At 37.2% G+C, this 23902-nt stretch carries 27 protein-coding genes and 1 pseudogene; 24 read left to right on the top strand and 4 right to left on the bottom strand.

Annotated elements, in window-relative coordinates; genetic code table 11:
• The first annotated feature begins 139 nt into the window (after positions 1–139).
• The 10 genes and pseudogenes from J2S17_RS21255 to J2S17_RS21210 all read left to right on the top strand — a co-directional run bounded on the left by J2S17_RS21255 (position 140) and on the right by J2S17_RS21210 (position 8676).
• Positions 140–331 (top strand): hypothetical protein, encoded by a 192-nt coding sequence (locus J2S17_RS21255; RefSeq protein ID WP_307477864.1) that lies wholly within the window; start codon positions 140–142, stop codon positions 329–331.
• Between the two features lie 9 nt (positions 332–340).
• Positions 341–700, top strand: a complete 360-nt coding sequence (locus tag J2S17_RS21250; protein WP_307477862.1) for an MFS transporter — start codon at positions 341–343, stop codon at positions 698–700.
• Complete coding sequence (locus J2S17_RS21245; RefSeq protein WP_307477859.1) at positions 678–923, top strand: MFS transporter; 246 nt, start codon at positions 678–680, stop codon at positions 921–923. The genes J2S17_RS21250 and J2S17_RS21245 overlap by 23 nt, the downstream gene beginning before the upstream one ends.
• Before the next feature lie 726 nt (positions 924–1649).
• Entirely contained in the window at positions 1650–2162 is a 513-nt protein-coding gene (locus J2S17_RS21240; RefSeq protein WP_307477913.1) for a GNAT family N-acetyltransferase, read from the top strand.
• A gap of 1550 nt (positions 2163–3712) precedes the next feature.
• Positions 3713–4555, top strand: coding sequence for a phosphate ABC transporter substrate-binding protein (locus J2S17_RS21235; RefSeq protein ID WP_307477858.1), 843 nt, complete (start codon positions 3713–3715; stop codon positions 4553–4555).
• Positions 4556–4624: 69 nt separating this feature from the next.
• Positions 4625–5539, top strand: coding sequence for a phosphate ABC transporter permease subunit PstC (pstC, locus tag J2S17_RS21230; RefSeq protein ID WP_307477856.1), 915 nt, complete (start codon positions 4625–4627; stop codon positions 5537–5539).
• Between the two features lies 1 nt (position 5540).
• Positions 5541–6365, top strand: a complete 825-nt coding sequence (gene pstA, locus J2S17_RS21225; protein WP_307477854.1) for a phosphate ABC transporter permease PstA — start codon at positions 5541–5543, stop codon at positions 6363–6365.
• 14 nt (positions 6366–6379) lie between these two features.
• Positions 6380–7207 (top strand): phosphate ABC transporter ATP-binding protein PstB, encoded by an 828-nt coding sequence (gene pstB / locus J2S17_RS21220; protein WP_442342053.1) that lies wholly within the window; start codon positions 6380–6382, stop codon positions 7205–7207.
• 18 nt (positions 7208–7225) lie between these two features.
• The gene (gene phoU, locus J2S17_RS21215) at positions 7226–7885 is read left to right on the top strand and encodes a phosphate signaling complex protein PhoU (protein WP_307477853.1); all 660 of its coding nucleotides are present in this window, start codon (positions 7226–7228) and stop codon (positions 7883–7885) included.
• Positions 7886–8174: 289 nt separating this feature from the next.
• A pseudogene (locus tag J2S17_RS21210) lies at positions 8175–8676 on the top strand (dihydrofolate reductase family protein).
• A gap of 100 nt (positions 8677–8776) precedes the next feature.
• Here J2S17_RS21210 and J2S17_RS21205 read toward each other — a convergent pair.
• Entirely contained in the window at positions 8777–9064 is a 288-nt protein-coding gene (locus J2S17_RS21205) for a YxcD family protein (RefSeq protein ID WP_307477852.1), read from the bottom strand.
• On the bottom strand, positions 9052–9501 hold the full coding sequence (locus J2S17_RS21200) for a hypothetical protein (RefSeq protein WP_307477851.1): 450 nt from the start codon (positions 9499–9501) through the stop codon (positions 9052–9054). Before J2S17_RS21200 ends, J2S17_RS21205 begins: the two co-directional genes overlap by 13 nt.
• Positions 9502–9752: 251 nt before the next feature.
• On the opposite strand from J2S17_RS21200, the gene J2S17_RS21195 reads away from it, so the two are divergent.
• The 12 genes from J2S17_RS21195 (at position 9753) to J2S17_RS21140 (ending at position 19941) form a co-directional block, all read left to right on the top strand.
• The gene (locus J2S17_RS21195; protein ID WP_307477850.1) at positions 9753–9881 is read left to right on the top strand and encodes a hypothetical protein; all 129 of its coding nucleotides are present in this window, start codon (positions 9753–9755) and stop codon (positions 9879–9881) included.
• A 93-nt stretch (positions 9882–9974) separates the two neighbouring features.
• Positions 9975–11255: a kynureninase gene (gene kynU / locus J2S17_RS21190; protein ID WP_307477848.1), complete on the top strand. Its 1281-nt coding sequence runs from the start codon at positions 9975–9977 to the stop codon at positions 11253–11255.
• A gap of 3 nt (positions 11256–11258) precedes the next feature.
• Positions 11259–11909 carry an arylformamidase gene (gene kynB / locus J2S17_RS21185; protein WP_307477846.1) on the top strand — a complete coding sequence of 217 codons (651 nt, stop codon included), beginning with the start codon at positions 11259–11261 and terminating at the stop codon, positions 11907–11909.
• Complete coding sequence (kynA, locus tag J2S17_RS21180) at positions 11902–12753, top strand: tryptophan 2,3-dioxygenase (RefSeq protein ID WP_307477844.1); 852 nt, start codon at positions 11902–11904, stop codon at positions 12751–12753. Before kynB ends, kynA begins: the two co-directional genes overlap by 8 nt.
• Before the next feature lie 322 nt (positions 12754–13075).
• A complete protein-coding gene (locus J2S17_RS21175; RefSeq protein ID WP_307477910.1) occupies positions 13076–13624 on the top strand; it encodes a signal peptidase I in 549 nt (182 codons plus the stop codon).
• A gap of 42 nt (positions 13625–13666) precedes the next feature.
• On the top strand, positions 13667–14566 hold the full coding sequence (locus J2S17_RS21170; protein ID WP_307477843.1) for a hypothetical protein: 900 nt from the start codon (positions 13667–13669) through the stop codon (positions 14564–14566).
• 199 nt (positions 14567–14765) lie between these two features.
• Entirely contained in the window at positions 14766–15578 is an 813-nt protein-coding gene (locus J2S17_RS21165) for a VOC family protein (RefSeq protein WP_307477841.1), read from the top strand.
• A 30-nt stretch (positions 15579–15608) separates the two neighbouring features.
• On the top strand, positions 15609–16586 hold the full coding sequence (locus J2S17_RS21160) for an aliphatic sulfonate ABC transporter substrate-binding protein (RefSeq protein WP_307477840.1): 978 nt from the start codon (positions 15609–15611) through the stop codon (positions 16584–16586).
• A 29-nt stretch (positions 16587–16615) separates the two neighbouring features.
• A complete protein-coding gene (locus J2S17_RS21155) occupies positions 16616–17389 on the top strand; it encodes an ABC transporter permease subunit (protein WP_307477838.1) in 774 nt (257 codons plus the stop codon).
• Positions 17390–17405: 16 nt separating this feature from the next.
• Entirely contained in the window at positions 17406–18173 is a 768-nt protein-coding gene (locus J2S17_RS21150) for an ATP-binding cassette domain-containing protein (RefSeq protein ID WP_307477836.1), read from the top strand.
• Between the two features lie 326 nt (positions 18174–18499).
• Positions 18500–19564: a C45 family autoproteolytic acyltransferase/hydrolase gene (locus J2S17_RS21145; RefSeq protein ID WP_307477835.1), complete on the top strand. Its 1065-nt coding sequence runs from the start codon at positions 18500–18502 to the stop codon at positions 19562–19564.
• 74 nt (positions 19565–19638) lie between these two features.
• Entirely contained in the window at positions 19639–19941 is a 303-nt protein-coding gene (locus J2S17_RS21140) for a TIGR04104 family putative zinc finger protein (protein ID WP_307477834.1), read from the top strand.
• Positions 19942–19995: 54 nt separating this feature from the next.
• On the opposite strand, the gene J2S17_RS21135 is transcribed toward J2S17_RS21140, so the two are convergent.
• Entirely contained in the window at positions 19996–21339 is a 1344-nt protein-coding gene (locus tag J2S17_RS21135) for an ABC transporter permease (protein ID WP_307477833.1), read from the bottom strand.
• On the bottom strand, positions 21336–22025 hold the full coding sequence (locus J2S17_RS21130) for an ABC transporter ATP-binding protein (RefSeq protein WP_307477832.1): 690 nt from the start codon (positions 22023–22025) through the stop codon (positions 21336–21338). The genes J2S17_RS21135 and J2S17_RS21130 overlap by 4 nt, the downstream gene beginning before the upstream one ends.
• A gap of 228 nt (positions 22026–22253) precedes the next feature.
• Here J2S17_RS21130 and J2S17_RS21125 point away from each other — a divergent pair, with 228 nt between their 5' ends.
• Both J2S17_RS21125 and hemG read left to right on the top strand, forming a co-directional pair.
• Complete coding sequence (locus J2S17_RS21125; RefSeq protein ID WP_307477831.1) at positions 22254–22439, top strand: hypothetical protein; 186 nt, start codon at positions 22254–22256, stop codon at positions 22437–22439.
• A 67-nt stretch (positions 22440–22506) separates the two neighbouring features.
• Positions 22507–23892 (top strand): protoporphyrinogen oxidase, encoded by a 1386-nt coding sequence (hemG, locus tag J2S17_RS21120; RefSeq protein ID WP_307477830.1) that lies wholly within the window; start codon positions 22507–22509, stop codon positions 23890–23892.
• Positions 23893–23902 lie beyond the last annotated feature (10 nt).

Genomic DNA, 23902 nt, shown 5'->3' with positions numbered 1-23902 from the left:
TCCCAGGACGCTAAGATAGTAGCTGAAGATCCTTCCGCTGCTCCATCATGATTTGCAAATAAAGACTTTTTATTACTATGGATTGCTGGCATTGTTTCAGGATTATCTTTTTCTATCTATCTTATGACTGAGACATGGAATGTCATCAATGAACTCAATCAGCGATCTTGGTTGGGAGTATGCCGATAAGCTTAATAGAGTGAAAATCATGTTTTATTCTCTTTTAACCAGAGGAGTACTGCTCGATCGGGATGGGAATCGTTTTCTATATTGGGCAACTGAACATTTCTACAGTGTTGGTGTTTGCCACAATCTTTGGGATAATAGATGAAACCAATCGATGCTGCCTAATATCCTATCTAAGGAGCAGTTATTAAGGGGAAATTCAATTCTTCAAACGACAAATCAAACAGTGTTCATTGCAGGTCCAATCATCGGTGCACTATTAATTGAAACGGTCTCCTATCAATTCATTTTCCCCATTGTTGCTCTTTGCTTAATCATTACAAGTATCGTGATAAATGCAATTAAATATGAGAAAAACGCTGTTGCAATGAAAAGCCAGTCACCTTATCAAGATTTCTTGGAAGGAGTTCAATATGTTAAAAAGACAACACTCATTTTTACTTTGATGTGTAAGTATGACATTGAATTTTTTTATTGCGGGTCCAGGGAGTATGGCAATTCCGCTCATTGCTAACGATGTGCTGCAAGGTACTGGCTTTCACGTTAGTGTATTAGAAATTGCCATAACTGTTGGAATGATCGGAGGCGCCATTTTAATTGGTTTTTTTAATCCAAAGCGGAAAAGGGGCTTCATTGTATTGGGACAACTATGTTTTTTAGGTGTTACGATGGTTCTGCTGAGTATGGTTACAACTTTATGGCAAGGCGTCATAGCTTTCGCATTAATTGGTTTTTGAATTACTGCTGGGGACATCCCAATAAAAACGATGATACAAGAAAAAACTAATCCGCAAAAGATGGGTAGAGTTTTTGGGTTAATGTCGACAGCTTCCAGTGGTTTAATTCCGTTATCTTATGGGATTACTTCGATAGCCATAACTTTTCATATTACCATATCTCAAATACTGTTAGTTAGCGGTTCAATCGTCATTTGCTTCTTTATCATTTTCTTGCTCTCAGCTAAAAAACTCCGCTCGATTAATTAAAATATGAAAAGCCATCATCATATAGTTTAACAGGAATAACACTGGCATAATTAGAAGGATTAGTAATCCCAAATGAAAAAACTTAAGAGAAATAGAGTTTTGAATTTTTAGGAATGTTAGGGAGTGTATGTAAGAAGTGATGAGAGTAGTCTTGGAAATGATCCGATTCCTGATTGTTTTTGCCTTTATTGGTGGAATAGGTTGGGCCTCTTAGAAAATTTTTATACCATTAATGAAGCAACTGTTACTTTTTCTTGGCTTGGTTCAATAGCAATTCTGTTACTATTCTTTGTCTATTATAGAAATAAACTTCATTATATAAGCAAGGGCAGAAATAAACTTCCGAAAAAGCCACCTTTGCTCTCACTGATGCTAGTAATCTTACCGTATATTTTAGAATAATAATCGCATTAATTATCCAACGAATTTCATTTTAAAAAAAATAATAAAATAGAGGGGTGTTAATAATTGAGCACAATTTTTACAACAGAAAGACTATTAATTAGGAATATTGAGAAGAAGGATTGGATAAGCATTTATGAGTATACCTCTAATCCAGAGGTAATGAAGTATATGTCCACTGGCGTATTAAATGAAGATGAAACAATCAATATAGTGATGGAAAATATAGGCGATAAAGCTGAGAAATTCGCTATCGTCCTTAAAGAAAATAATCGCTTAATTGGCCATATTGAATTTTTTCAATACTTCGGAAGTCATACTTATGAAATTGGCTGGGTATTAAATCCCGACTATATTAATAAAGGTCTTGCTACTGAGGCGGCTAGAGGATTTTTAGAATATGGATTTAATGTATTAAAATTGCATAGAATTGTTGCAACCTGCCAGCCAGAAAATATACCATCTTATCGAGTTATGGAGAAAATAGGCATGAGGAGAGAAGGCTATTTTAAAAAGTGCATACCTCATGGGGATATCTGGTGGGATGAATATTATTATGCTGTGTTAAGAGAAGAGTATCTGAATTAATTAATGATGTACACTATTTTTAAAAACCGATAAAACAAAGAAATTGATGATCCTTGCATTTAAAAGCAGAAATCATGCATTTGAGATGAGAAAAGCCCAGATTCTGATCTAAAAAAGCGGAAATCATCTATTTGAGATGAGAAAAATCCAGATTCTCATCTTAAAAAGCAGAGATCATGCATTTGAGATGAGAAAAGCCCAGATTCTAATCTAAAAAAGCGAAAATCACCTATTTGAGATGAGAAAAGCCCAGATTCAAATCTGAAAAAGCGGAAATCATCTATTTGAGATGAGAAAAATCCAGATTCTGATCTAAAAAAGCGGAAATCATCTATTTGAGATGAGAAAAGCCCAGATTCTGATCTAAAAAAGCGGAAATCATCTATTTGAGATGAGAAAAATCCAGATTCTCATCTAAAAAAGCAGAGATCATGCATTTGAGATGAGAAAAGCCCAGATTCTAATCTGAAAAAGCGGAAATCATCTATTTGAGATGAGAAAAATCCAGATTCTAATCTAAAAAAGCGGAAATCATCTATTTGAGATGAGAAAAGCCCAGATTCTAATCTAAAAAAGCGGAAATCATCTATTTGAGATGAGAAAAATCCAGATTCTCATCTAAAAAAGCAGAAATCATGCATTTGAGATGAGAAAAGCCCAGATTCTCATCTAAAAAAAGCGAAAATCACCTATTTTAGATGAGAAAAATCCAGATTCTCATCTAAAAAAGCGAAAATCATCTATTTGAGATGAGAAAAGCCCAGATTCTAATCTGAAAAAGCGGAAATCATCTATTTGAGATGAGAATCTAAAAAAGCAGAAATCATGCATTTGAGATGAGAAAAGCCCAGATTCTAATCTGAAAAAACGGAAATCATCTATTTGAGATGAGAAAAATCCAGATTCTCATCTAAAAAAGCGGAAATCATCTATTTGAGATGAGAAAAGCCCAGATTCTGATCTAAAAAAGCGGAAATCATCTATTTGAGATGAGAAAAATCCAGATTCTCATCTAAAAAAGCAGAGATCATGCATTTGAGATGAGAAAAGCCCAGATTCTAATCTTAAAAAGCGGAAATCATCTATTTGAGATGAGAAAAATCCAGATTCTCATCTAAAAAAGCGAAAATCACCTATTTGAGATGAGAATAGTCCAGAATCTAATCTGAAAAAGCGAAAATCACCTATTTGAGATAAGAAAAGCCGAGATACAAATAAAAAGTCTTCAAACTGATGTTTTAGCATAGAACAGCAAGTAGGGGGAAAATACGTTTTTTTATGCATAGAAAAGCAGAGCTCACATACAATCGTGATTTCAAAATTAAGAAAGCAAAAAATGCCAGATTCTAAGCATAGCAAGAATCTGGCATTTTTTGCTTTCTTTAAATAGGAAGTAATTTACATTAATACCATTTTTTTACGCACTATTCATCAAATTTACAAATTCTTTACGAAACATTAATAGAGTCTTTACTAAGCATGTTTATTCTTTATATTAGACAGAATAAGAAAAAGAGAGGTTGCCAATAGATTATCTTGGAGGTTTAAATATGGGGTTTTTTAGAAAAACAACGATAGGATTATTGGTGCTATCATTAGCTGCCGTTTTAACTGCATGTGGGAATAATAATGAGAATGGAAAAGATTCTTCAAACGGCAGCGGTGGTACGATATCGATTTCGGGATCCACATCAGTTGGACCTTTAGCTGAAAAAATAGCAGACAAATATAAAGAAAAAAATGAGAATGTTAACATAGAAGTCAATCAAATTGGTTCTTCTGCCGGTATAACAAATGCTACAAGCGGTGTGTCAGAGATCGGCATGTCATCACGTGACTTGAAAGAAGAAGAAAAGGTTGGATTGAATGAGACCATCGTTGCTTATGATGGAATTGTAGTGGTCACTCATCCGACTAATAATGTGAAAGACTTGACGATGGAGCAAGTGAAACAAATTTTTACTGGAGAGGTTACGAACTGGAAACAACTCGGGGGAGATGACATGGAAATTGTCGTTGTATCCCGGGAGGATGGATCAGGTTCACGAGATGCATTCCAAGAAATTGTGGGCTATACATCAGGTGAGTTAATTAGAAACTCTATTGTTGCAAGCGGAAACGGAAATATTAAAACTACTGTTGCTACCAATAAGCATGCAGTAGGCTTTATCTCCTTTGAATATATTGATGATACGATTTCAACTTTAAAGATTAACGGAGTGGAAGCTACAGCAGAAAATGTTCTGCAGCAGAAATATAGTCTATCACGACCATTCTTGTTTGTTCACAAAGAAGAGAATCTTTCACAAGCAGGACAGCAATTCATTGATTATATTTTAAGTCCAGACGGACAAGCTATTGTATCAGAGGCAGGAGCTATACCAGTTAATTAATTATTGATGTAATATCTGAAGCGTTAATCATGAACAACAAATGTAAAAGCGATCTTGGAGGTATGCAACATGCCAAGCCCATTGAGTGAAAAACAAATCGTAGATATTGGGAAATCAAATAAACGAAAATATATATTGGAAAAGTTTTCAGCAAGACTATTTCTATTTTGTGCGCTTCTTTCAGTCATTAGCTTATTGTTAATCATTGGATTTGTATTTTATAAAGGCGCACATCCATTTATAGCCGAGGGTTATAGCTTTATTGATTTCATTTTTGGAATGGATTGGGTACCAAGTGAAGGTAAATTTGGTATTTTCCCAATGATTGTGGCATCGATCTTTGCCACGTTTGGGGCGTTAATCATTGGCGTGCCAATCGGTTTATTTACAGCTATTTTCTTAGCGGAAATTGCACCAAAAACGATTGCTAAACTCATTTCACCAGCCGTGCAATTGTTGGCAGGTATCCCTTCTGTTTTATATGGTGTATTCGGACTTGCGATAATTGTCCCTTTTCTGCAAAATAATTTAGGTTTAGCAAAAGGTCAGAGTTTATTAGCTGTCATTATTGTTCTGGCCATTATGATGCTACCAACCATTGTTACGGTAGCTGAAACAGCTATCCGTGCAGTTCCAAAAACGTATCGTGAAGGATCATTGGCATTAGGTGCTTCTCAAATCGGAACCATCTTTAAAGTAGTTGTACCTGCAGCAAAATCAGGCATTATGGCAGCGATTGTTCTAGGGTTGGGTCGAGCAATCGGAGAAACAATGGCAGTCATATTAGTTGCTGGAAACAGCCTGATTTTACCTACAAGCTTAACAGACAGTGTTCGTCCATTAACAACAAATATTGCTTTAGAAATGGGATATGCATTCGGAACGCATCAAGAAATGCTGTTTGCAACCGGTATTGTACTATTCTCCTTTATCTTATTGTTGAATTTTGTATTAGCGAAAATTGGATCGAAGGGTGGGAAATAAGTTGAGAAGGTTTAAAGATAATTTGTTACGTGGACTTCTTTGGTTTTCTGCTTTCTTAACAGTTGCCGTTCTCGTTATTATTGTTGGATATATATTTTACAAGGGATTCAGATTAATTAACTTCGACTTTATTTTTGGAGATTACTCACCAGTAGGCCATGGCGGTATTTGGCCGATGATTGTAACTACTATTTATACCATCGTGATTTCCTTGTTAATAGCAACGCCAATCGGGATTTTGTCGGCAGTGTACTTGCAAGAGTACGCAAAACAAGGGCGATTGGTAAGAATGATCAGATTTGCTACGGAGAGTTTAACAGGAATTCCATCTATTATATATGGATTATTTGGAGCTGTATTCTTCGTGACAACCTTGAAATTAGGAATGTCTATCATTGCTGCTTCATTAACATTAACCATTATCGTATTGCCTGTAATCATTCGAACAACAGAAGAAGCATTAAAAACAGTCCCTCCTGCCTATCGTGAAGGATCCCTTGCTTTGGGAACTACTAAGCTGCAAACTTTATATAAAGTGATTTTACCAAGTGCGATGCCAGGAATTCTATCAGGAATCATTCTATCAATGGGAAGAATTGTTGGTGAATCGGCGGCGATTTTTTTAACAGCTGGAACGGTAGCAGCAATGCCAGATAGTATCTTCTCATCGGCAAGAACATTAACAGTTCATTCTTATTTGGTTACACAGGAGTCCGGTGACATTGAACTTGCAGCTGCAGTTGGAATCGTATTAATTGTTATCATCCTGGTTCTGAACCTTTCAGCGACCTTTATATCTAAAAAGTTGAATAAGGCTGACTACTAAATGAGGTGTAATGAATGAATACAACAGTGATGGGGAGTAATAAAGAAGTAAGGAAAGGAAAATTGTCACAAATGAATGATCAATCAGCGGATAAAGCGAAGATTAGCGTAAACGATCTTGATTTGTTCTATGGAGAAAAACAGGCACTTTACAGAGTATCTTTAGATATACAGGAAAAAGAAGTAACAGCCTTAATTGGACCCTCTGGCTGTGGTAAATCAACTTTCTTAAGAACGTTAAATCGCATGAATGATTTGATCGATGGTGTGAAGATTAGCGGAGAAATTGAAATAGATAATGAAAATATATATCAATCGAGTGATGTGATAAAACTACGGACTAAGGTTGGAATGGTTTTTCAAAAGCCGAATTTATTCCCAATGAGTATTTTTGATAATGTGGCATACGGTCCTCGCATGCAAGGAATCAAAAATAAGAAAGAATTAAATAAAATTGTGGAAGAAAGTTTGCGCGGCGCTGCAATTTGGGACGAAGTGAAAGACCGTCTTAAAACCTCCGCACTTGGATTATCCGGCGGTCAGCAGCAACGCGTGTGTATTGCACGTGCAATTGCTATGAAGCCAGCTGTGATTTTAATGGATGAACCAACTTCGGCTTTGGACCCAATATCGACATTAAAGGTAGAAGAATTGATTGCAAACATGAAAAAAGATTATACGATTGTTATCGTTACCCATAATATGCAACAAGCAGCACGCATATCTGACAAAACTGCTTTTTTCTTAAATGGTGAAGTAATTGAATATGATGAAACAAGCAACATCTTTTCCATGCCAAAGGATCAAAGAACGGAAGATTACGTAACTGGCCGATTCGGTTAAACGGGAGAGGTGATAAAAATGGTGGTTCGTGAAAACTTTGAGAATAATTTGCAAGAATTGCAAGATAAAATGGTGGAAATGGGTGAGCTAACTGTTTCTTCCTTAGAAAAAGCATTTACAGCTTTAAAAACTCAAGATGTCGAACTGGCTTTAAAAGTGATTGAGGAAGATACAGCAATTGACATTATTGAAACAGAAATCAATCAATTTGCAATTTGGCTAATGGCTAAAGAGCAGCCAGTTGCAAGAGATTTACGCATTATGATTGGCGCTTTAAAAATTTCTTCGGATATTGAACGTATCGCTGATTTTGGAGTAAACATTGCAAAAGCAACGATAAAAATAGGGGTTGCCAATACGTTGCTGGATCTAACCAAACTTGAGCAAATGAAAGATGTATCGATTGATATGTTCCATAAAGCAGTGAAATCATTCTTTGAAGAAAATATCATGCTTGCTAAAGAAGTCGGCGATTTGGATGATCTAGTTGACAACTATTATGATGAGACCTACAAAAGTATCACTGGCTACTTACGTGAACACCCAGAAGAAACAAACCAATTAGCACAATTATTATTCGTCAATCGTTATTTGGAACGAACAGCAGATCATATAACCAATATCGCCGAAAGTGCAGCCTATTTAATCAAAGGCCGCAAATATGATTTGAATCATTAATCCTAAATGTTACAGTATGTGTTCGGTCAAGTACAGGCCGGTTTTGTAAAATAAAAAAATAAATAATCACACTACCAGGGGTATCAATTTGATACTCTTTTTTTTCATACTGTTAATAAGACCCGGTAACCAATTAATTAAGCTGCTGTATTTCATCAGCTTTTTTATAAATAAAACGGACAAGTGTAGTGATAGCAGAAAAACTTATCATTTTAGGAATAACAATTAAAGGAGATTGCCAAGTTTCTAGAGAATACAATCAAAAATCATATATAAGGTGGGAGCTAGGATGGCGAAATTGATTTACCATGTTGCGGTTTCATTAGACAACTTTATTGCAGATCAAGGGATGATGGATGGAGATATTCAAAACTCTCTGTTTTTATTTGAGGGTGAACATGTACCAGAATTTTTATGAGTTTGGATTTAAGTTGGGTGCGAAGCCAGGTGAACCTGGCTATAAAGGAATAAAACATTATATCTTTTCAAATTCCATGCAATTTGTATCGAACGATGAAGTAGTACTCATTCAAGAAGATACTTTAGGGTTTATTGAGGATCTCAAAAAGCAAGAGGAAGGTAAAATTTGGCTATGTGGCGGCGGAGAATTAGCAGGTTCGTTGCTTGAAAATAAACTCATTGATCAGCTAGTTCTGAAGGTTAATCCCATTCTAGTCGGAGAAGGTATCTCTCTATTCGGTAGCAGGAAACCTAGCCTTAATCTAGGATTAGTGGACTCTAAGCAATACTCTAACGGTGTAATTAAATCTACATACGATATTCACTATTAAATATTTCCATCTAATTAATCCAGCAATACTTTAATTACTGGAAACAAAAGAGCCTCCTACTATATTTTGTAGAGAGGCCCGGAAGATAATATTTAGATAATTATTGCACGACAGCAATAATTCCTTGTTCATCATCAAGTACAAGCTCGATGCCGGCATATGGGTCACGATTTAGGAATTCCTCTAGCCATAATCTAATTGCTTCAATGATGTTAGCCATAATCAAGATTTGTTGACGTCCATGTACATGTGCTTCAGCAGAGAAACCATATTCATCATCATACATAAGTTCTATTTCTACTTCTTCAAGCTTCACTTGTTTTTTGCGTGAAGTAGAAATGCATAATGCATTAATAATATCCTGTTCTGGAATAATTAATTTCTCCATGGGTTCGTTTCCTCTTTTTTCTTCTTATCCTTTAACATCGTAAATACTTTACGGATAATCATGAATAAGAAAACAATCGCTAAAACGTTTATCATTAATCCAAGGATTGAACCAAGCATCCCCATATTGGCGAATAAGCCTCCGAATAATAGTCCAGCAAGTCCTCCAAGCATTAAGCCTTTCATTAACCCGCCTGACATAAACCCGCCTTTATTATTCGCTTGCTGGGTATTATTAGCTTTATTATTTTGTGTGTTTTGGTTTTTTTGGACATTGTTTTGGTTATTTGAATTGGTGCTTTTATTCAAATTAATCCCTTTTTTACCTGACTTATAACCCTTTGCTTCAACAGTAGTTGTTTGGTCTTGGAAAACCACATTTCCTAATGGTGAAAAAACAAGTGTTGCCATCAGCATTGCTGCTAAAATCTTTTTCATATTCTATTTTCCCCCTATATCATTCTACTATTATTATAGCAAAATAGCAGGTGGAAAGTGAAATGATAATAGGAATAAAAAGATCATTCATTAAATGGTTTTTTGATTTAATTTAGTTTGTGAGGAAAAATAAGGATATTATTAATCTATAATATCGGATTATTATCAATAAAATAAACGGATTATAAAAAAAGATTTTTTCTACACAAGCTAGGTCTAATATATAGAAAAATGAAAGAGGGGGAGTCTCCTTGGATTTACTCAATCTCATTAAAAAAGCTAAAAAAGGAGATGATGAGGCTTTTTATCAGCTTATGCAGATGCATAAAGGTGCTTCCAAAGTGGGGCGCCTTTTTATTTACATCTTACATTTATTTTAGTTGATTACCCCGTTACCACACTTCATTGACAGGTGTTTACTCATCATATATAATTTTGCGGATATAAAAAATATTCTGAAAGGTTGTTGGCTTATGGGTGAAAATGCACACACAGTTGAGTATGCCAGAGAGTTGGATCAGTCAGATGAACTGGGCAAATATCGTCAAGAGTTTTATATAAAAGAAGATACTGTTTATTTGGATGGGAATTCGTTAGGTCTTCTCTCAAAAAGAGCAGAAGCCTCAGTAAAAGCCATCATGGATTCTTGGAAAACACTTGCGATCGACGGATGGACTGAAGGAGAGCATCCGTGGTTCTATTTAGCCGAATCACTTGGGAAGCAAATGGCCTCTTTAGTAGGCGCTGAGGAAGAAGAAGTGATTGTCAGCAGTTCGACAACAACTAATCTCCATCAATTATTAGCCACGTTTTACCAGCCTGCAGACAAGAAAACAAAGATTTTAGCAGATGAATTAAATTTCCCTTCTGACATCTATGCGATGAAAAGTCAGCTAGCCGTTAAGGGTTTTGGTCCTGATGATCATTTTGTTCGGGTGAAAAGTGAAGATGGACATTTTCTAAAAGAAGAGGATATTATTGCAGCGATGACTGAAGATATCGCTTTGATTATCCTGCCAAGTGTATTATATCGGAGCGGTCAAGTACTGGATATGGAGATGCTCACAATAGAAGCGCATCGGCGAAATATTCTAATCGGCTTTGATCTTTGTCACTCAATTGGTTCCCTCCCTCATGATTTAAGCAAATGGGATGTTGATTTTGCCTTCTGGTGTAGTTATAAACATTTAAATGGAGGACCCGGTGCAACTGGTGGATTGTATGTCAATAAACGTCATTTAGGCACTACACCTGGTCTTGCTGGATGGTTTGGTTCGCATAAGGGAAGACAGTTCGATATGAGTCATGAGATGGTGCCTGCAGAAAATGCTGGCGCATACCAAATCGGTACACCTCATATTTTAAGTATGGCGCCTTTAATTGGTGCACTTTCAATGTTTACTGAGGCGGGAATTGATCCTATTCGATCAAAATCCTTGAGATTAACCACCTATTTCATGGATTTGATTAATCATGAGCTGCATCCTTTTGGCTTTGTGATTAGAAATCCCTTAGCAGTAAGTCAGCGTGGGGGTCATGTGTTTTTAGAGCATCCCGAGGCCGCTAGGATTTGCAAGGCATTAAAATCAGAGGGAATCATTCCTGATTTTCGTTCTCCAAACGGGATTAGATTGGCACCAGTCGCACTCTATAATACATTTGAAGATATATGGCATACTGTGCAAATTTTGAAAAAAATAATGGAAGAAAAGAAATATAAGCAATTTGAAAATAAGCGGGGAGTAGTGGCTTAGAGGATGAAGAATAACAAATGGATTGATATATCACAGCCCTTAACAAATGAAATTAGTCATTGGCCAGGAGATACCGCTTTTACCTATGTCACTTCATTTACAAAAGAACAAACAGGCTCAGTAAATATTGGCAGGATCACTACAAGTTTACATACAGGCACTCATGTGGATGCTCCTTATCATTTTGACGATCTAGGAGAAAAAATTTTGGATCTTGATATTGCTGTTTTTATTGGCCGAGCGAGATTGATAGACGTATCATCTTATGAGCGAATCAATCAATCGGTATTAAGTCAATTTGATTTAACAGGAGTAACAAGGCTTCTTTTAAAAACGGCGATTCCTAATAAGCCCGATTTATTCCCCGAGAAAATTGTACATCTAGAAGCAGATATTGCTCCATTCCTTAAAGACAGAGGGGTAAGGTTAATTGGTGTAGATGTTCCTTCTGTTGATTCACTTGATAGTAAAGAAATGGAGGCTCATCATGCTCTATATCATTCTGGCGTTCACATTCTAGAAAATATAATGGTTGATTATGTGGAGCCAGGAGATTATGAATTAATCGCCCTTCCTCTGCCACTTAAAAATGCGGATGGCAGTCCAGTAAGGGCAGTGATAAGGCGATTAACTGAGGAGGGTTTGCATGACTAATGAAAAACAAAGCAAGGATGCTGCTGCTTTTGAAAAAAATATCCATACTGATTTTACAAATAATATGACGTATGGAGAATACTTGCAGTTAGATCAGATTTTATCCGCCCAAAAAAGACTCTCTGGTCATCATGATGAAATGCTATTTATTATTATTCATCAAGTCACAGAATTATGGATGAAGCTTATTCTCCATGAAATTAATGCAGCGATCGTTTCAATAAAAACTGATGATATGGCCGCTGCGCAAAAAAGATTGGCGCGTGTTTCTAAAACCCAATCACAAATCATTCAAGCATGGGATGTGCTATCGACAATGACCCCGAGTGAGTATATGGAATTCCGTGAGTCATTAGGGCAGGCATCTGGATTCCAATCCTATCAATATAGAATGATAGAATTTGCCTTAGGCTATAAGACGCCACATGTATTAAAGATTTATCAAAAAGATGAAAAGCTGCAAAAAACATTGAGGGATGCTTACGAAACACCAAGTCTTTATGATGTAGCAATTCATGCACTGTCCAGGGCAGGAATAGGTATAGACCCTGAAGTATTAAATAGGGATGTTACACAAGCTTATCATCAAAATGATTCCGTTCTCCATGCATGGATGAAGGTATACAAAAACCCTGATGCATATTGGGAATTATATGAGCTGGCAGAAAAGTTGGTTGATATCGAGGACTGGCTGCAGCAATGGCGTTTCCGCCATATGAAAACAGTTGAAAGAATCATCGGGTTTAAATCGGGCACTGGCGGCTCTTCGGGAGTAGGATACTTAAAAAAGGTCCTTGATCAACAATTTTTCCCTGAGCTTTGGGCCATTCGAACAAAGCTCTAAATATTTGTTAAGAGGATAAAATACCCAGGATAAAATACCCTATTTTTCTTGAAAATAGGGTATTTTATCCTTTGTTTTGTTTATTCCTATTTTAATATACATATGATCACACCAGAAAATGCTTATAAGACTAATGTTTGATGTTGGTTTTCTTTTATAGCTTTATACTGGTTCTTTTAGACTGAATAATCGACAGCCATCGATTAACTAGTGTATAATTCTGAATATTTAGGTATTTACTCTCTTGTCTATTATTCCTAATACTTATATAATAGTCTAAAGTGTTCTTATTAAAGAACAAAGAGGTAGATAGGGAGGGGGAATTATTAAGAAATTTATAGGCTTAATAGGAAATCTATTATTTGTCGTTTTATTGGTACTTGGTCTAGTTTCAATCTATTCTATTTTGCAGGGTGGACAAGAACCCGGTGATCCTCCGGCAGTATTTGGATTTATGCCCATGTCTGTTTTAACTGGGAGCATGGAGCCTGTCATTAATGCAGGGGATTTAGTTGTAGTGAAGACTGTAGATATAGGGAGCATCCAAGAAAATGATATTGTTACATACAAGAAGGGCGGTACATTAGTTACTCATAGGGTAGTAGATTTAGTAGATCAGAATGGACAAGTCCTTCTCCAAACAAAAGGAGATGCCAATAATATTGAGGATCAGGGCTTGGTTTCTGGTACTCAAATCGTTGGCTCACTAGCTTTTAATATTCCAAAAGGAGGATATGTTTCCAATTTTATAAGTAGTCCGATTGGAATAATTATCATTGGTATGATTCTTGTGCTACTCCTTTTTATGAATATATTTAAAGATAAATATCTGAGAAATGAGAAAACAAAAGGAATTTCTAAAAAGGGGTAAATAAAAATTACTATTGATCAGCGGATCGAGGGGGAAGAAATGTTGAAGAAAAAGCTTACACTAGGTTCACTTGCTATGGTATTAATTGCAGTTGCAGTTTTTGGAACAGTAGCCTATTTTTCTAAGAGCTTTACAAGCACAGGGAATACTGCTCAAGCAGCAAAGTTTAATGTGGATACAGTCAATGCACAAGGGCAAACGATTGGTGATGGACAGTTTGCTTTAGGTGGAAAGCTGCAGCCGGGTATGGATCCGGTTGAAGTATATCAATTCCAAATTAAGAAAAACGACACGGAAGTACCTTTAGAATATAATGTAGATTTAATTCCGTCCGGGGATTTATTCCCATCTGATGGAAGCTCTCCGATTAAATTGAAAATGGAACGTAAGGTTGCGGGTGCATGGGAAGAAGTAAATCATGGAACTGCATTTAGACCAGAGTCAGATAGTGAGGATTTTAGAATCTTTGCTAGTTGGCCTCACGGGAATAATGATATCGCCTTCCAAGGTAAAACAGGAAATATTAAATTGGAAGTGATTGCAACACAGGTAGATGAAGAAGAAAAAGGTCCGTTTTACACTGGAAAAGTGACATTTAAAGCAACGCCTAATGGATCTGCGAAATCAACGACAAATAAGGGAGTAGTATTCAATAAAAATGCAGACGGACTTAAAGTAATTGATGTGACAATGGGAGATGGGAACGGTGATTTTGAAAGGACTGTCGGTAACTTTAAAATTACTGAAAGTGTCTCAGGCGGAGAAACATGGTACCGAGTAGTCACTGCAAGTGAATACTATGCTAGTGATAAAACAGTATGGAGATTGACCGAGGATAGAGTAGATACGTCAAAGAAAGGCACTATCCATTTCAATAAAGGAAATAATACGTATTTAACCATAGAATCAGAAGCTTTATATAACTGGTTCGTAAAAAAGTAAAGTGATATTAAAAAGCTAACGAAGGAAATTCGATTATTTCCTTGTGTTAGCTTTTTTAATGGGATTTTTAATCATGTCACCGCGTTAAACCAAGTATATAGATGAGGATACTATATTTTTTTCTTGACACAATAATTATAGCCTTGTATTGTATGGATAGTTGGAGAATAAAGAAAATTCACAATAAATAGGAGGAGTTATGGGAATATATCAGTTTGATCACCTAGTCCACTTCGTTAAAGACCCTTTACAGACGATGAAAGTATTGAAAGATATTGGGCTTCATGCTGTTGAAGGAGGCAGACATGAAAGCTATGGTACTTATAATTCTTTAAGCTACTTTGATTTAAGTTATATAGAAATTATTGGTGTATTCAATCAAGAATTAGTCGAAGAGGCTGCTGGGATTGAATATAGTTTAAGAGAAAGTTTTGTGCATAACAATTATTCCGAGGGGTTAACGAGGGTTGCCATTAGGACAGAAGATATAGAAGCTGATGCAAAGCGTTTTCGGGACCTTGGCCTAGAAGTCAATGGTCCTTTACCATTGAGCAGAAAAAGACCTGACGGCAAATTAATTACATGGAGACTCCTGTATATAGGGTCGAAGGATCATGACTTGGAGATGCCATTTTTTATTCAATGGGATGATGAGGATGAAGTGCGAAAAGAAGAATTGATTGATCAATCGGTTATTGCTGGGCATGGCAGAGGTGACCTCGAATTATCATCAATCGGCTTTACCGTTCATGATGTTGAAGAAACGATTAAAAAATGGTGTAACTGCTTCAATTTAGAGGCGAGCGACATTTTTGTGGATAAAGAGCTAAATGCCAAAGGGCAAGCTTTGCTGCTGGATGGTGGCAATTTAGTATTTTACTCCCCGTTAGGTGAAGGAACGGTAAAGACTTTATTGGACGAACGTGGAGAGATCCCATTTATTGCTGATTTTTCAGGATCAGCAGAAAAAGAAGTCATTAATGTTTTTGGGGCGCTATATCGTTTTAAATAAACAGAGATTTAATATAGGGGGGATTTAATCATGAAAAACGCAAGAAATAAATTAGTTTTAGCTATTATCCTGCTTCTTTCTTTTGTAGTATTAGCTGCCTGCGGATCCAATGGTTCTGATGAGGCAACATCTAAAGAAAGCAAGAAGGTTATTAAGATTGGGTATCAAAAAGGGAACACACTTAATATCCTAAAGGAAAATAAATTTTTGGAAGAAGCGTTAGAGAAAGACGGGTACACGATTGAATGGAAGATGTTTGTTCATGGCGGTGCGCTATTAGAAGGACTATATTCTGGAGCAATTGATTTTGGTCATGCAGCTGATGGGTCAGCTATTTTTGCGCAAGCTTCCGGCAAGCCATTAGTGTATGTTGGAGCAGATGCGCCAAATCCAGAAGGTGTTGGGTTAATGGTTTTAAAAGATTCAGGCATTACCTCTATAGAGGAGCTAAAAGGGAAAAAAGTTGGGGTTTTAAAAGGTGGGAATCACCATTATTTAGCTCTCTTAGCTTTGGATTCCGTAGGTTTAACTGCAGATGATGTGCAATGGGTATACCCTGAGGATGCAGCTCAAGGAAGAGCGATTTTTGAAACAAAGCAAGTGGATGCATTGGCTTCATATGATCCTTTTTTTGCAAGCATTGAGACAGAATTAGAAGTGGTTACATTAACTGAAGGGGAAGATTATGATTACCCGAATCGCACTTTCTATTTTGCTACACCGGATTTTTATGAAAATGAACCTGAACTAGTTGATCAAATGCTAGAAACAATCGATCAATCCGATCAATGGGCAAATGAGAATAAAGCAGATGTAGCAGGACTAATTTCCAAAGCGCTAGGCATTGATGAATCAGTCATTAACAAGCAAGTAGAGCGCCGTACATTTGGTGCATCAAATATTACTCAGGAAATGATTGATGCTCAGCAGCGTCAAGCAGATAAGTATTTTGAAATAAACTTAATTCCGGCTGAATTGGATGTATCGAAGGATATGCCTGTTAAATAGACTATTTTATTAAAAAAGGAAATGATGAAATGAAAAAAACGTGGTTCAAGCGGTTTCAGCCGTGGATTATCCCGATTATTATTTTAATCGTATGGCAAGTGGTAGCATCGTTAGAGATAGTGACACCATCATTATTCCCTTCACCAATTAGTGTGTTAATGAGCGGGTGGACACTTATTGCCAGTGGAGAATTATTTACACATGTGTGGGCAAGTCTATCACGTGCAGTTATCGGTATGTTAATTGGCGGATTGATTGGCTTTGCACTCGGCATAATGAATGGACTTTCCAATACATCATATCGTCTATTAGACACGACGATCCAAATGATCAGGAATATTCCACATTTAGCTTTGCTGCCTCTTGTGATTGTTTGGCTCGGTATCGATGAAAGTGCGAAGATTTTCCTCGTTGTTCTTGGAGTATTATTCCCAATTTACGTGAATACCTTTCATGGCATCCGGACGGTTGATCCAGGATTAGTTGAAATGGGGAAAATGTATAAATTAAAGGGTTGGAAGCTATTTAAAGAGATTCTTTTGCCTGGTGCACTCCCTTCGATTTTTGTAGGGGTAAGATATGCCCTAGGTGTCATGTGGCTTACACTTATTGTGGCTGAAACGATACCGACAGAGCAGGGAATAGGCTACCTGGCTACAAATGCCCGTGAGTTCATGCAGACAGATATAATTATACTAAGCATTATTATCTATGCACTGCTTGGGAAATTGGCTGATGTCATTGCCCTTTTTGGAGAGAACCGTGCATTGAAGTGGAATGCAAGTTACAATAAGCAGCAATAATACGGGAGGTGAGAGTATGGGCAGCAATAGAGTCAAGAATGAACAGGCTATACAAATAGATATTAAGAGCGGGAGTAAATCATTTGGTGATAAACAAGTACTGCAAAATATTAGTTTAACTATTGAAAGAGGACAATTCGTTGCGATTATAGGCAAGAGCGGAAGTGGTAAAAGCACGTTATTGCGCCTCGTAGCAGATTTGGAAACATTAACAGCTGGAGAGTTATTATTTAACAATGTTCCATCCAAAGAATCTGATGCTAATATGACGATGATGTATCAGGACTCAAGACTGTTGCCTTGGAAAAAGGTAATTGATAATGTTGGCTTAGGGCTTGATGGGCAATGGCAGGGCAAGGCAGAGAAAGTTTTAGACTCTGTTGGTCTCCTATCCTTTAAGGATGAATGGCCATCGACATTGTCTGGTGGACAAAAGCAGCGGGTGGCGCTTGCAAGGGCCCTTATTCATGAACCTTCCTTACTGATGCTTGATGAACCATTGAGTGCCTTAGACGCTTTTACTAGATTAGAAATGCAAAATCTAATAGAAGAAATCTGGGAAGGTCTAGGATTTACAGCGCTGCTAGTAACCCATGATGTGCGTGAAGCAATCAGGCTGGCAGATAGAATTATCTTAATCGAAGACGGTCATATTGCCGTGGACATCCGAGTTCAGGCCCCAAGACCACGCCACTTTTCAGAGCATAATTTGGCACTATTGGAGGAGCAGGTACTTGATCGCATTATGTTTGGGGAAAAACCGGAAAAACTGAAGAAAGTATAGCTTTACCCAGACTGTAAAAGGCTGCATTTAACTCTTAAATGCAGTTTTTTTTGTTGAATCTGCAGGCTGCAATGATTTTAAACCTTTAGCTTTAGGAAACGTAAGCGTGAAAAAAAGTTAAACTAGTGCTGGAACCGACCCTAAATCGATGAACAAACCACTAGTTGGCTTAATTAATATTCCGACCCACCCCGATACCAACACCCACAGCAAACACCCTCCCATCCTAATCCACAAACAAGTTAAATCCAAATTCTTTGAGTCCTTTATTTTCCCAGTTGTTTCAAGTATGCTAAACAAAGAATACTTGAGACAGGAGGATCATCATGAAACAAATCTACAGTGATGTGCTACAATTTCGCGGATCACATTATGACTTTGGAGTCCTGCAGGGAAAGCGTTTGAAGGATTCGCTCTCTGTCAAAAATCGTGAAGATCAATGGAAAGTAAGAAAGCCAAGATTTCAAATAGATGCTGAAGAAGCGAAGGCAGCCATTAACAGGTTTGCCCCTGGTGTGTGGGAAGAGCTGATGGGACTGCAAGAAGCGTTGGAATGGCCAATTCAAAGAGTGTTACAGGAGTTTGGCGGATATCGTGTGAATTATAGGAAGTCTGGTTGTTCGATTTTAATTGGAGAACATTACTTAATTCGAAATTATGACTATCACCCGAAAACATATGAAGGCCGCTATACGCTATTTCAACCTACTGATATGGGATATGCCATTATTGGTCCAAGTCAGCGGGTGACTGGAAGAATGGATGGAATGAATGAGAAGGGGCTAAGCTTAGGTTATAATTTTATGAATCGCAAAAATCCTGGTGATGGATTTATTTGCTGTATGATTGGCAGGCTTATTCTTGAATCTTGTGCTGATGCAAAGGAAGCGATTGCGATGCTTAAGGAGATTCCTCATCGTCATTCTTTTACTTATGTTGTTTATGATAAAACGGGGAAAAGCTGTGCAATTGAAACATCTCCGCGAGGCATTGTTGAAAGGGAGACTTTAGCCTGCACGAATCATTTTGAGAAGATGATAGAGGAAAATCGGCGTGAGTTGACTGATTCAAAAAGAAGATTAAATATAATAGAAGAAAACCGGAAACATCTATTAGGAGCAGGTGATGCTTTTCGCTTAATGAATGATACCGATAAAGGGGTATTTTCTGACTTGTACGGGAGCTGGGCAGGGACAATCCATACGGCCGCATATTTTCCTAGGGACATGAAGGCGTGGATGGCACTTGGTGGAGACAGGGAGCCGGTTGAAATTGACTTCGGACACTGGTTGAACGGTGAAGACCTGATGCTGGATCGGATATCAGGAGAGGTAGATACAACCATCCCATTTTTACATATGGATGAAGGGGCTAATTGGTTTCGAAAATAATGGAAAATTAAGAGATTATTAGAAATATTCTGGTATGATATAAAATACAGGTGGATAGTGGGAGGTGAGAATGGATGCTAAATTGCCAGCGATGTGGGAACGAATGGAACTGGACAACGACATATAAAAAGATGTTCACATTTAAAACAAAAATGGAATGCCCTTATTGCCATGAACCCCAGTACATGTCTAAGGAAACGCGTCAATGTATAGGGATCATTAGTACGCTGATTCCTTTTGTCATTTTTCTTCCATTGATCACATTCGGAGTTCCTGTCGCCAATATTATTTTGATTGAACTCATTACTTTTATTATAGTAATGGCGTATCTGCCATCATTTTATAAATTAAGTAATGAAGATGAGCCACTATGGTAATGAAAAAAGGTCACTAGGTTCATAAAAGAACCTAGTGACCTTTGATAGTTTTATTTAAACTTCTCTTCGCATCGCTTTTAGGACATCCACTTTTGTTGCTCGTTTAGCAGGACGCAGTCCGGAAAATATTGTTACTGCTAAACAGATGACCACACTGATAACGGTTAACGACCACGGGATATAGGATAGCATTAATCCTTCTGGAGGCGCTTCTTCGAATACTGAGTTCACAATCATTGGGAGTGCCAAGTTCACTAAGTAACTAATACCATATGCAACGATGGTTCCGAACGCTGCTCCCAGTAATCCGATATAGCTGCTTTCCAGTAAAAAGATATTCTTTATCGTTTTCGGATTGGCCCCGATTGCTTTCATAATGCCGATGTCCGGTGCTCGTTCTGTTACAGCCATTGTCATTGTATTATAAATACCGATAGAGGCGATAATCAGTGCGATTGTCCCAATAAAGATTAAACCAATTTTCATAATGAGAAACACTGCATTAATTTGTTTCATTTCACTTACTACTGAGTAGATTTGATAATTGCTATCTTCCAGTTTCTCTGATATGGCTGTAATGTCTTGAACATTGTTGCCATAAACTCTGACATAGTCGTATGTTTTATTCCCATTCTTTGTTACTTCTCCACCGTCATACATTTCTTGTGCTCCACCTCTTACACCTGTGAAGCTCTCAACCTTATCTAATACTGACTCGGAAATAAATACATTTGTATCAATCATCCATTCGCGTGATGGCTGCTTGGCGATTCCGACGATTGTGAGCGGGAGGGTTTCGGTGGTTTCTTCCCCTTTATCTATTTTCAAAACTTCCATATCTATCGTTTTTCCAAGTAGATCGCCTTCATAGGCATATTCTTTCTTGACTGATCCGTCATCATTATAAGGGTTATCTTCCCCTTTTGTTTCTTTCATCAAGTGTTTAGAAAAATGGTAGCCTACAATAATCTCATTTTCCTTTTCAGGTAATTTACCTTTAGATAGCTGAAAATCCGCCTTCAACTCTGATGGGAAATGTGCCACGATTGACTCTGCAGAAAGGGAATAGTCATCTGTTTTAAACAAAGGCATTTGCTGAAGTGCTTGTCTTCTAGTGACTGCTTTAACAGCATCAATCTTTTCTAAATACGCAACATCTTCATCGTCAAGGCCTTTGTATACTCCGTCACTGTCCTGCTTATTATATATTTCTACTTGAGTAACTAATTGGTTTTCCATCATATCTTGAATAATCGATTTATGAAGTCCGAACCCTACTGAGGCAAGAACGATAAGGAAGGCACAGCCAATTGAGGTTGCCAAAATCGTCATAAATAGCCTTGATTTATTTTTCTTCATATTTTGTTTTACAAATCTAAATTGGTCTTTAAAAGTCATTGTTTTACACCTTCTAATACCTTTCCATCAGCGATTTCAATTATTCGATTTCCAATTTGCGCCACTTGATCATCGTGGGTAATGATTAAGAATGTAATTCCTAGATCTTTATTCAGTTCTTTAATGAATTGAAGTAAATCTTTTTCAGTGTCACTATCTAAACTGCCCGTTGGTTCATCTGCTAATATAAGCGGAGGGTTTAATACAAGCGCCCTGGCGATACTTACTCTTTGTTGCTGCCCGCCAGATAATTCACTTGGATAATGGTCTTTATATTCATTAAGTCCGACTCGTTTTAACGTATCCATGGTTTGTTTTGCGCGCGCTGCTTCACCCATTCCTTGGAAAATGAGAGGGAGCTCGACATTCTGATAAGCTGTCATACTTGGGATGAGCTGAAAGTTTTGGAATATAAATCCGACATTTTTTAGGCGGAAATCCGCAAATTTACTTTCATTTAACACACTAGTTAACGTATCGTTTATCCAGACCTCGCCATCTGTCGGTTTAATAAAGCCGCTAATGATATTAAGCAAGGTTGACTTTCCTGAACCACTTCGTCCAACGATAGTAACGATTTCCCCTTTAGTAATAGAGAAAGATACATTCTTTAATACCGGAATAATATTTTTACTCCCTTTTTTCCCAATTTCAAAGGAGTGACTAACGTCTTTTATTTCTATCAACTTAAATGACCACCTTTTTTGAAATAATATTTATACTAATCTATTAGACGAAGGGAGTATGAGAAACCACTACACATAATTTGATATTTTTTTTTCATGCTTGTAGTATGTTTAAAAATGGATCTTTTCTAAAGATTGTTGTTTTTTCATAGGTTTTGATATGTCAAACCATTGAAAAAAAGTTGATTGGAGCGGATGTGCGAGACTCCTGCGGGAGCAGCGGGACAGATGGGACCCCGCAGGAGTGAAGCGGACGAGGATGTTCAACGCCCGCCCCGCAGAAAGCGAGCACTCTGGAGTGGAAATCAATCAACCGCAATCGTGAAAGCAACAAAGTATACGAAAACAGACTTAAAAAAAGAAGGCAAACGGTGTAATAGGCAGATTTTGTTCATCATTTTGCAAAATGTCTAAACAAGAAAAAAATCATATATATGATACACTTTAGGTAAGATAAATATAGAAAATTGGGGTGTACATAGTGAAAACGGTATTAGTGATTGGTGCCGGTGTGACCGGGTTATCTGCCATGTATGAGCTACAAAAATGGAAAACTGAAAATCGTTCCGATATCAAGCTTATTTTGGCTGAAGGCTCCGCACAATTAGGAGGCAAGATTCGTACAGTTGAAGAAGAAGGCTTTATTATGGAAACAGGTGCCGATTCAATCGTTACGCGAAAAGCAATTTCAATGAAATTTCTTCAAGAGCTTGGCCTGGAGGGTGAGATTATTTATAACTCTGCAGGTCGTTCATACATTTTTACAGATGGGGAATTAAAGGGAATTCCGTTTGATTCGGTATTTGGCATTCCAACTAGTATCGAATCGTTAGCCAGCAGTCCACTTGTATCTGCTGAAGGCAAGGTGGAGGCACTTAAGGATTTGTATACAAAAAGTGATCGCTTCACAAAAAATGATTCAATTGGTGAGTTTTTAGAGTTTTATTTCGGAAAAGAGCTTGTTGAAAAGCAAATTGCACCTGTTTTATCAGGAGTTTATTCAGGAAAGTTAAGCGATTTAACCATCTCCTCCACATTGCCGAGTGTCTTTGAGTATAAAGAAGAGTATGGTAGTATCATTAGCGGATTTGCAGCAAATAAAGAAAAGTATCAAAGCAGTGGAGATAAAAAATTTCTATCATTTAAAAATGGATTAAGCACATTAATCCATGCCTATGAGCAGAAATTAACGAATGTTGAAATTTTAAAAAATAGTCAGGTGAAAGAGCTCGAAAAAATAGGTGACAGCTATCGCGTTCTTTTCCGAAATGGGGAAACCGTCATCACGGATCATGTGATTTTAAGCATTCCACATGGAGAAGCAGTGAAGCTTTTCGATGATGATGGGATAACCGAGGTGTTCTCGGACTTCAATAATAGCTCGTTAATAAGTGTTTATATTGGCTTTAAAGTACCTGATGAAGTTCTACCTGCAGATGGAACCGGCTATATCACTGCAAATAATAACGAACTGTCATGTAATGCATGTACATGGACGAGCCGTAAGTGGGAGCATACATCGAAATCACGAAATCTTTTAGTGAGGCTTTTTTATAAGAGCAGTCATCCCTCATTTGAAGAAGTGAAACATATGAATGATGAAGACCTTTTAAAGGTTGCGATGCAGGATATTACGAAAAGCCTAGGTATTACAGCGGAACCTGTTACGAGTGAGGTAACAAAATGGACCAACCAAATGCCGACATATATGATTAATCATCCGCAGACAATTGAAAGAATGGAAACGGTTTTAAAAAACAATTATCCAAGAGTGTTTGTGGCAGGGAGTTCATATTATGGCTCAGGCATCCCTGATTGTATTGAAAATGGAGAAGTGACGGCGAAAAAAATCATTGACCAATTATAAAATAGATAGA

The sequence above is a fragment of the Cytobacillus purgationiresistens genome, assembly GCF_030813235.1.
Lineage (GTDB): Bacteria > Bacillota > Bacilli > Bacillales > Cytobacillaceae > Cytobacillus > Cytobacillus purgationiresistens.
Note: the sequence above shows the minus strand (reverse complement) of the source record. Positions and strands in the feature narration are given on the sequence as shown.

Coding starts and splice junctions, on each gene's coding strand:
- J2S17_RS21125 (WP_307477831.1), top strand. CDS start 22,254: ATGGGACCCCGCAGGAGTGAAGCGGACGAGGATGTTCAACGCCCGCCC.
- J2S17_RS21200 (WP_307477851.1), bottom strand. CDS start 9,501: ATGAAAAAGATTTTAGCAGCAATGCTGATGGCAACACTTGTTTTTTCA.
- J2S17_RS21140 (WP_307477834.1), top strand. CDS start 19,639: ATGCTAAATTGCCAGCGATGTGGGAACGAATGGAACTGGACAACGACA.
- kynA (WP_307477844.1), top strand. CDS start 11,902: ATGACTAATGAAAAACAAAGCAAGGATGCTGCTGCTTTTGAAAAAAAT.
- pstB (WP_442342053.1), top strand. CDS start 6,380: ATGAATACAACAGTGATGGGGAGTAATAAAGAAGTAAGGAAAGGAAAA.
- kynU (WP_307477848.1), top strand. CDS start 9,975: ATGGGTGAAAATGCACACACAGTTGAGTATGCCAGAGAGTTGGATCAG.
- J2S17_RS21235 (WP_307477858.1), top strand. CDS start 3,713: ATGGGGTTTTTTAGAAAAACAACGATAGGATTATTGGTGCTATCATTA.
- J2S17_RS21145 (WP_307477835.1), top strand. CDS start 18,500: ATGAAACAAATCTACAGTGATGTGCTACAATTTCGCGGATCACATTAT.
- J2S17_RS21250 (WP_307477862.1), top strand. CDS start 341: ATGCTGCCTAATATCCTATCTAAGGAGCAGTTATTAAGGGGAAATTCA.
- J2S17_RS21150 (WP_307477836.1), top strand. CDS start 17,406: ATGGGCAGCAATAGAGTCAAGAATGAACAGGCTATACAAATAGATATT.
- kynB (WP_307477846.1), top strand. CDS start 11,259: ATGAAGAATAACAAATGGATTGATATATCACAGCCCTTAACAAATGAA.
- phoU (WP_307477853.1), top strand. CDS start 7,226: ATGGTGGTTCGTGAAAACTTTGAGAATAATTTGCAAGAATTGCAAGAT.
- J2S17_RS21205 (WP_307477852.1), bottom strand. CDS start 9,064: ATGGAGAAATTAATTATTCCAGAACAGGATATTATTAATGCATTATGC.
- J2S17_RS21165 (WP_307477841.1), top strand. CDS start 14,766: ATGGGAATATATCAGTTTGATCACCTAGTCCACTTCGTTAAAGACCCT.
- J2S17_RS21135 (WP_307477833.1), bottom strand. CDS start 21,339: ATGACTTTTAAAGACCAATTTAGATTTGTAAAACAAAATATGAAGAAA.
- J2S17_RS21245 (WP_307477859.1), top strand. CDS start 678: ATGGCAATTCCGCTCATTGCTAACGATGTGCTGCAAGGTACTGGCTTT.
- J2S17_RS21255 (WP_307477864.1), top strand. CDS start 140: ATGTCATCAATGAACTCAATCAGCGATCTTGGTTGGGAGTATGCCGAT.
- J2S17_RS21160 (WP_307477840.1), top strand. CDS start 15,609: ATGAAAAACGCAAGAAATAAATTAGTTTTAGCTATTATCCTGCTTCTT.
- J2S17_RS21155 (WP_307477838.1), top strand. CDS start 16,616: ATGAAAAAAACGTGGTTCAAGCGGTTTCAGCCGTGGATTATCCCGATT.
- pstC (WP_307477856.1), top strand. CDS start 4,625: ATGCCAAGCCCATTGAGTGAAAAACAAATCGTAGATATTGGGAAATCA.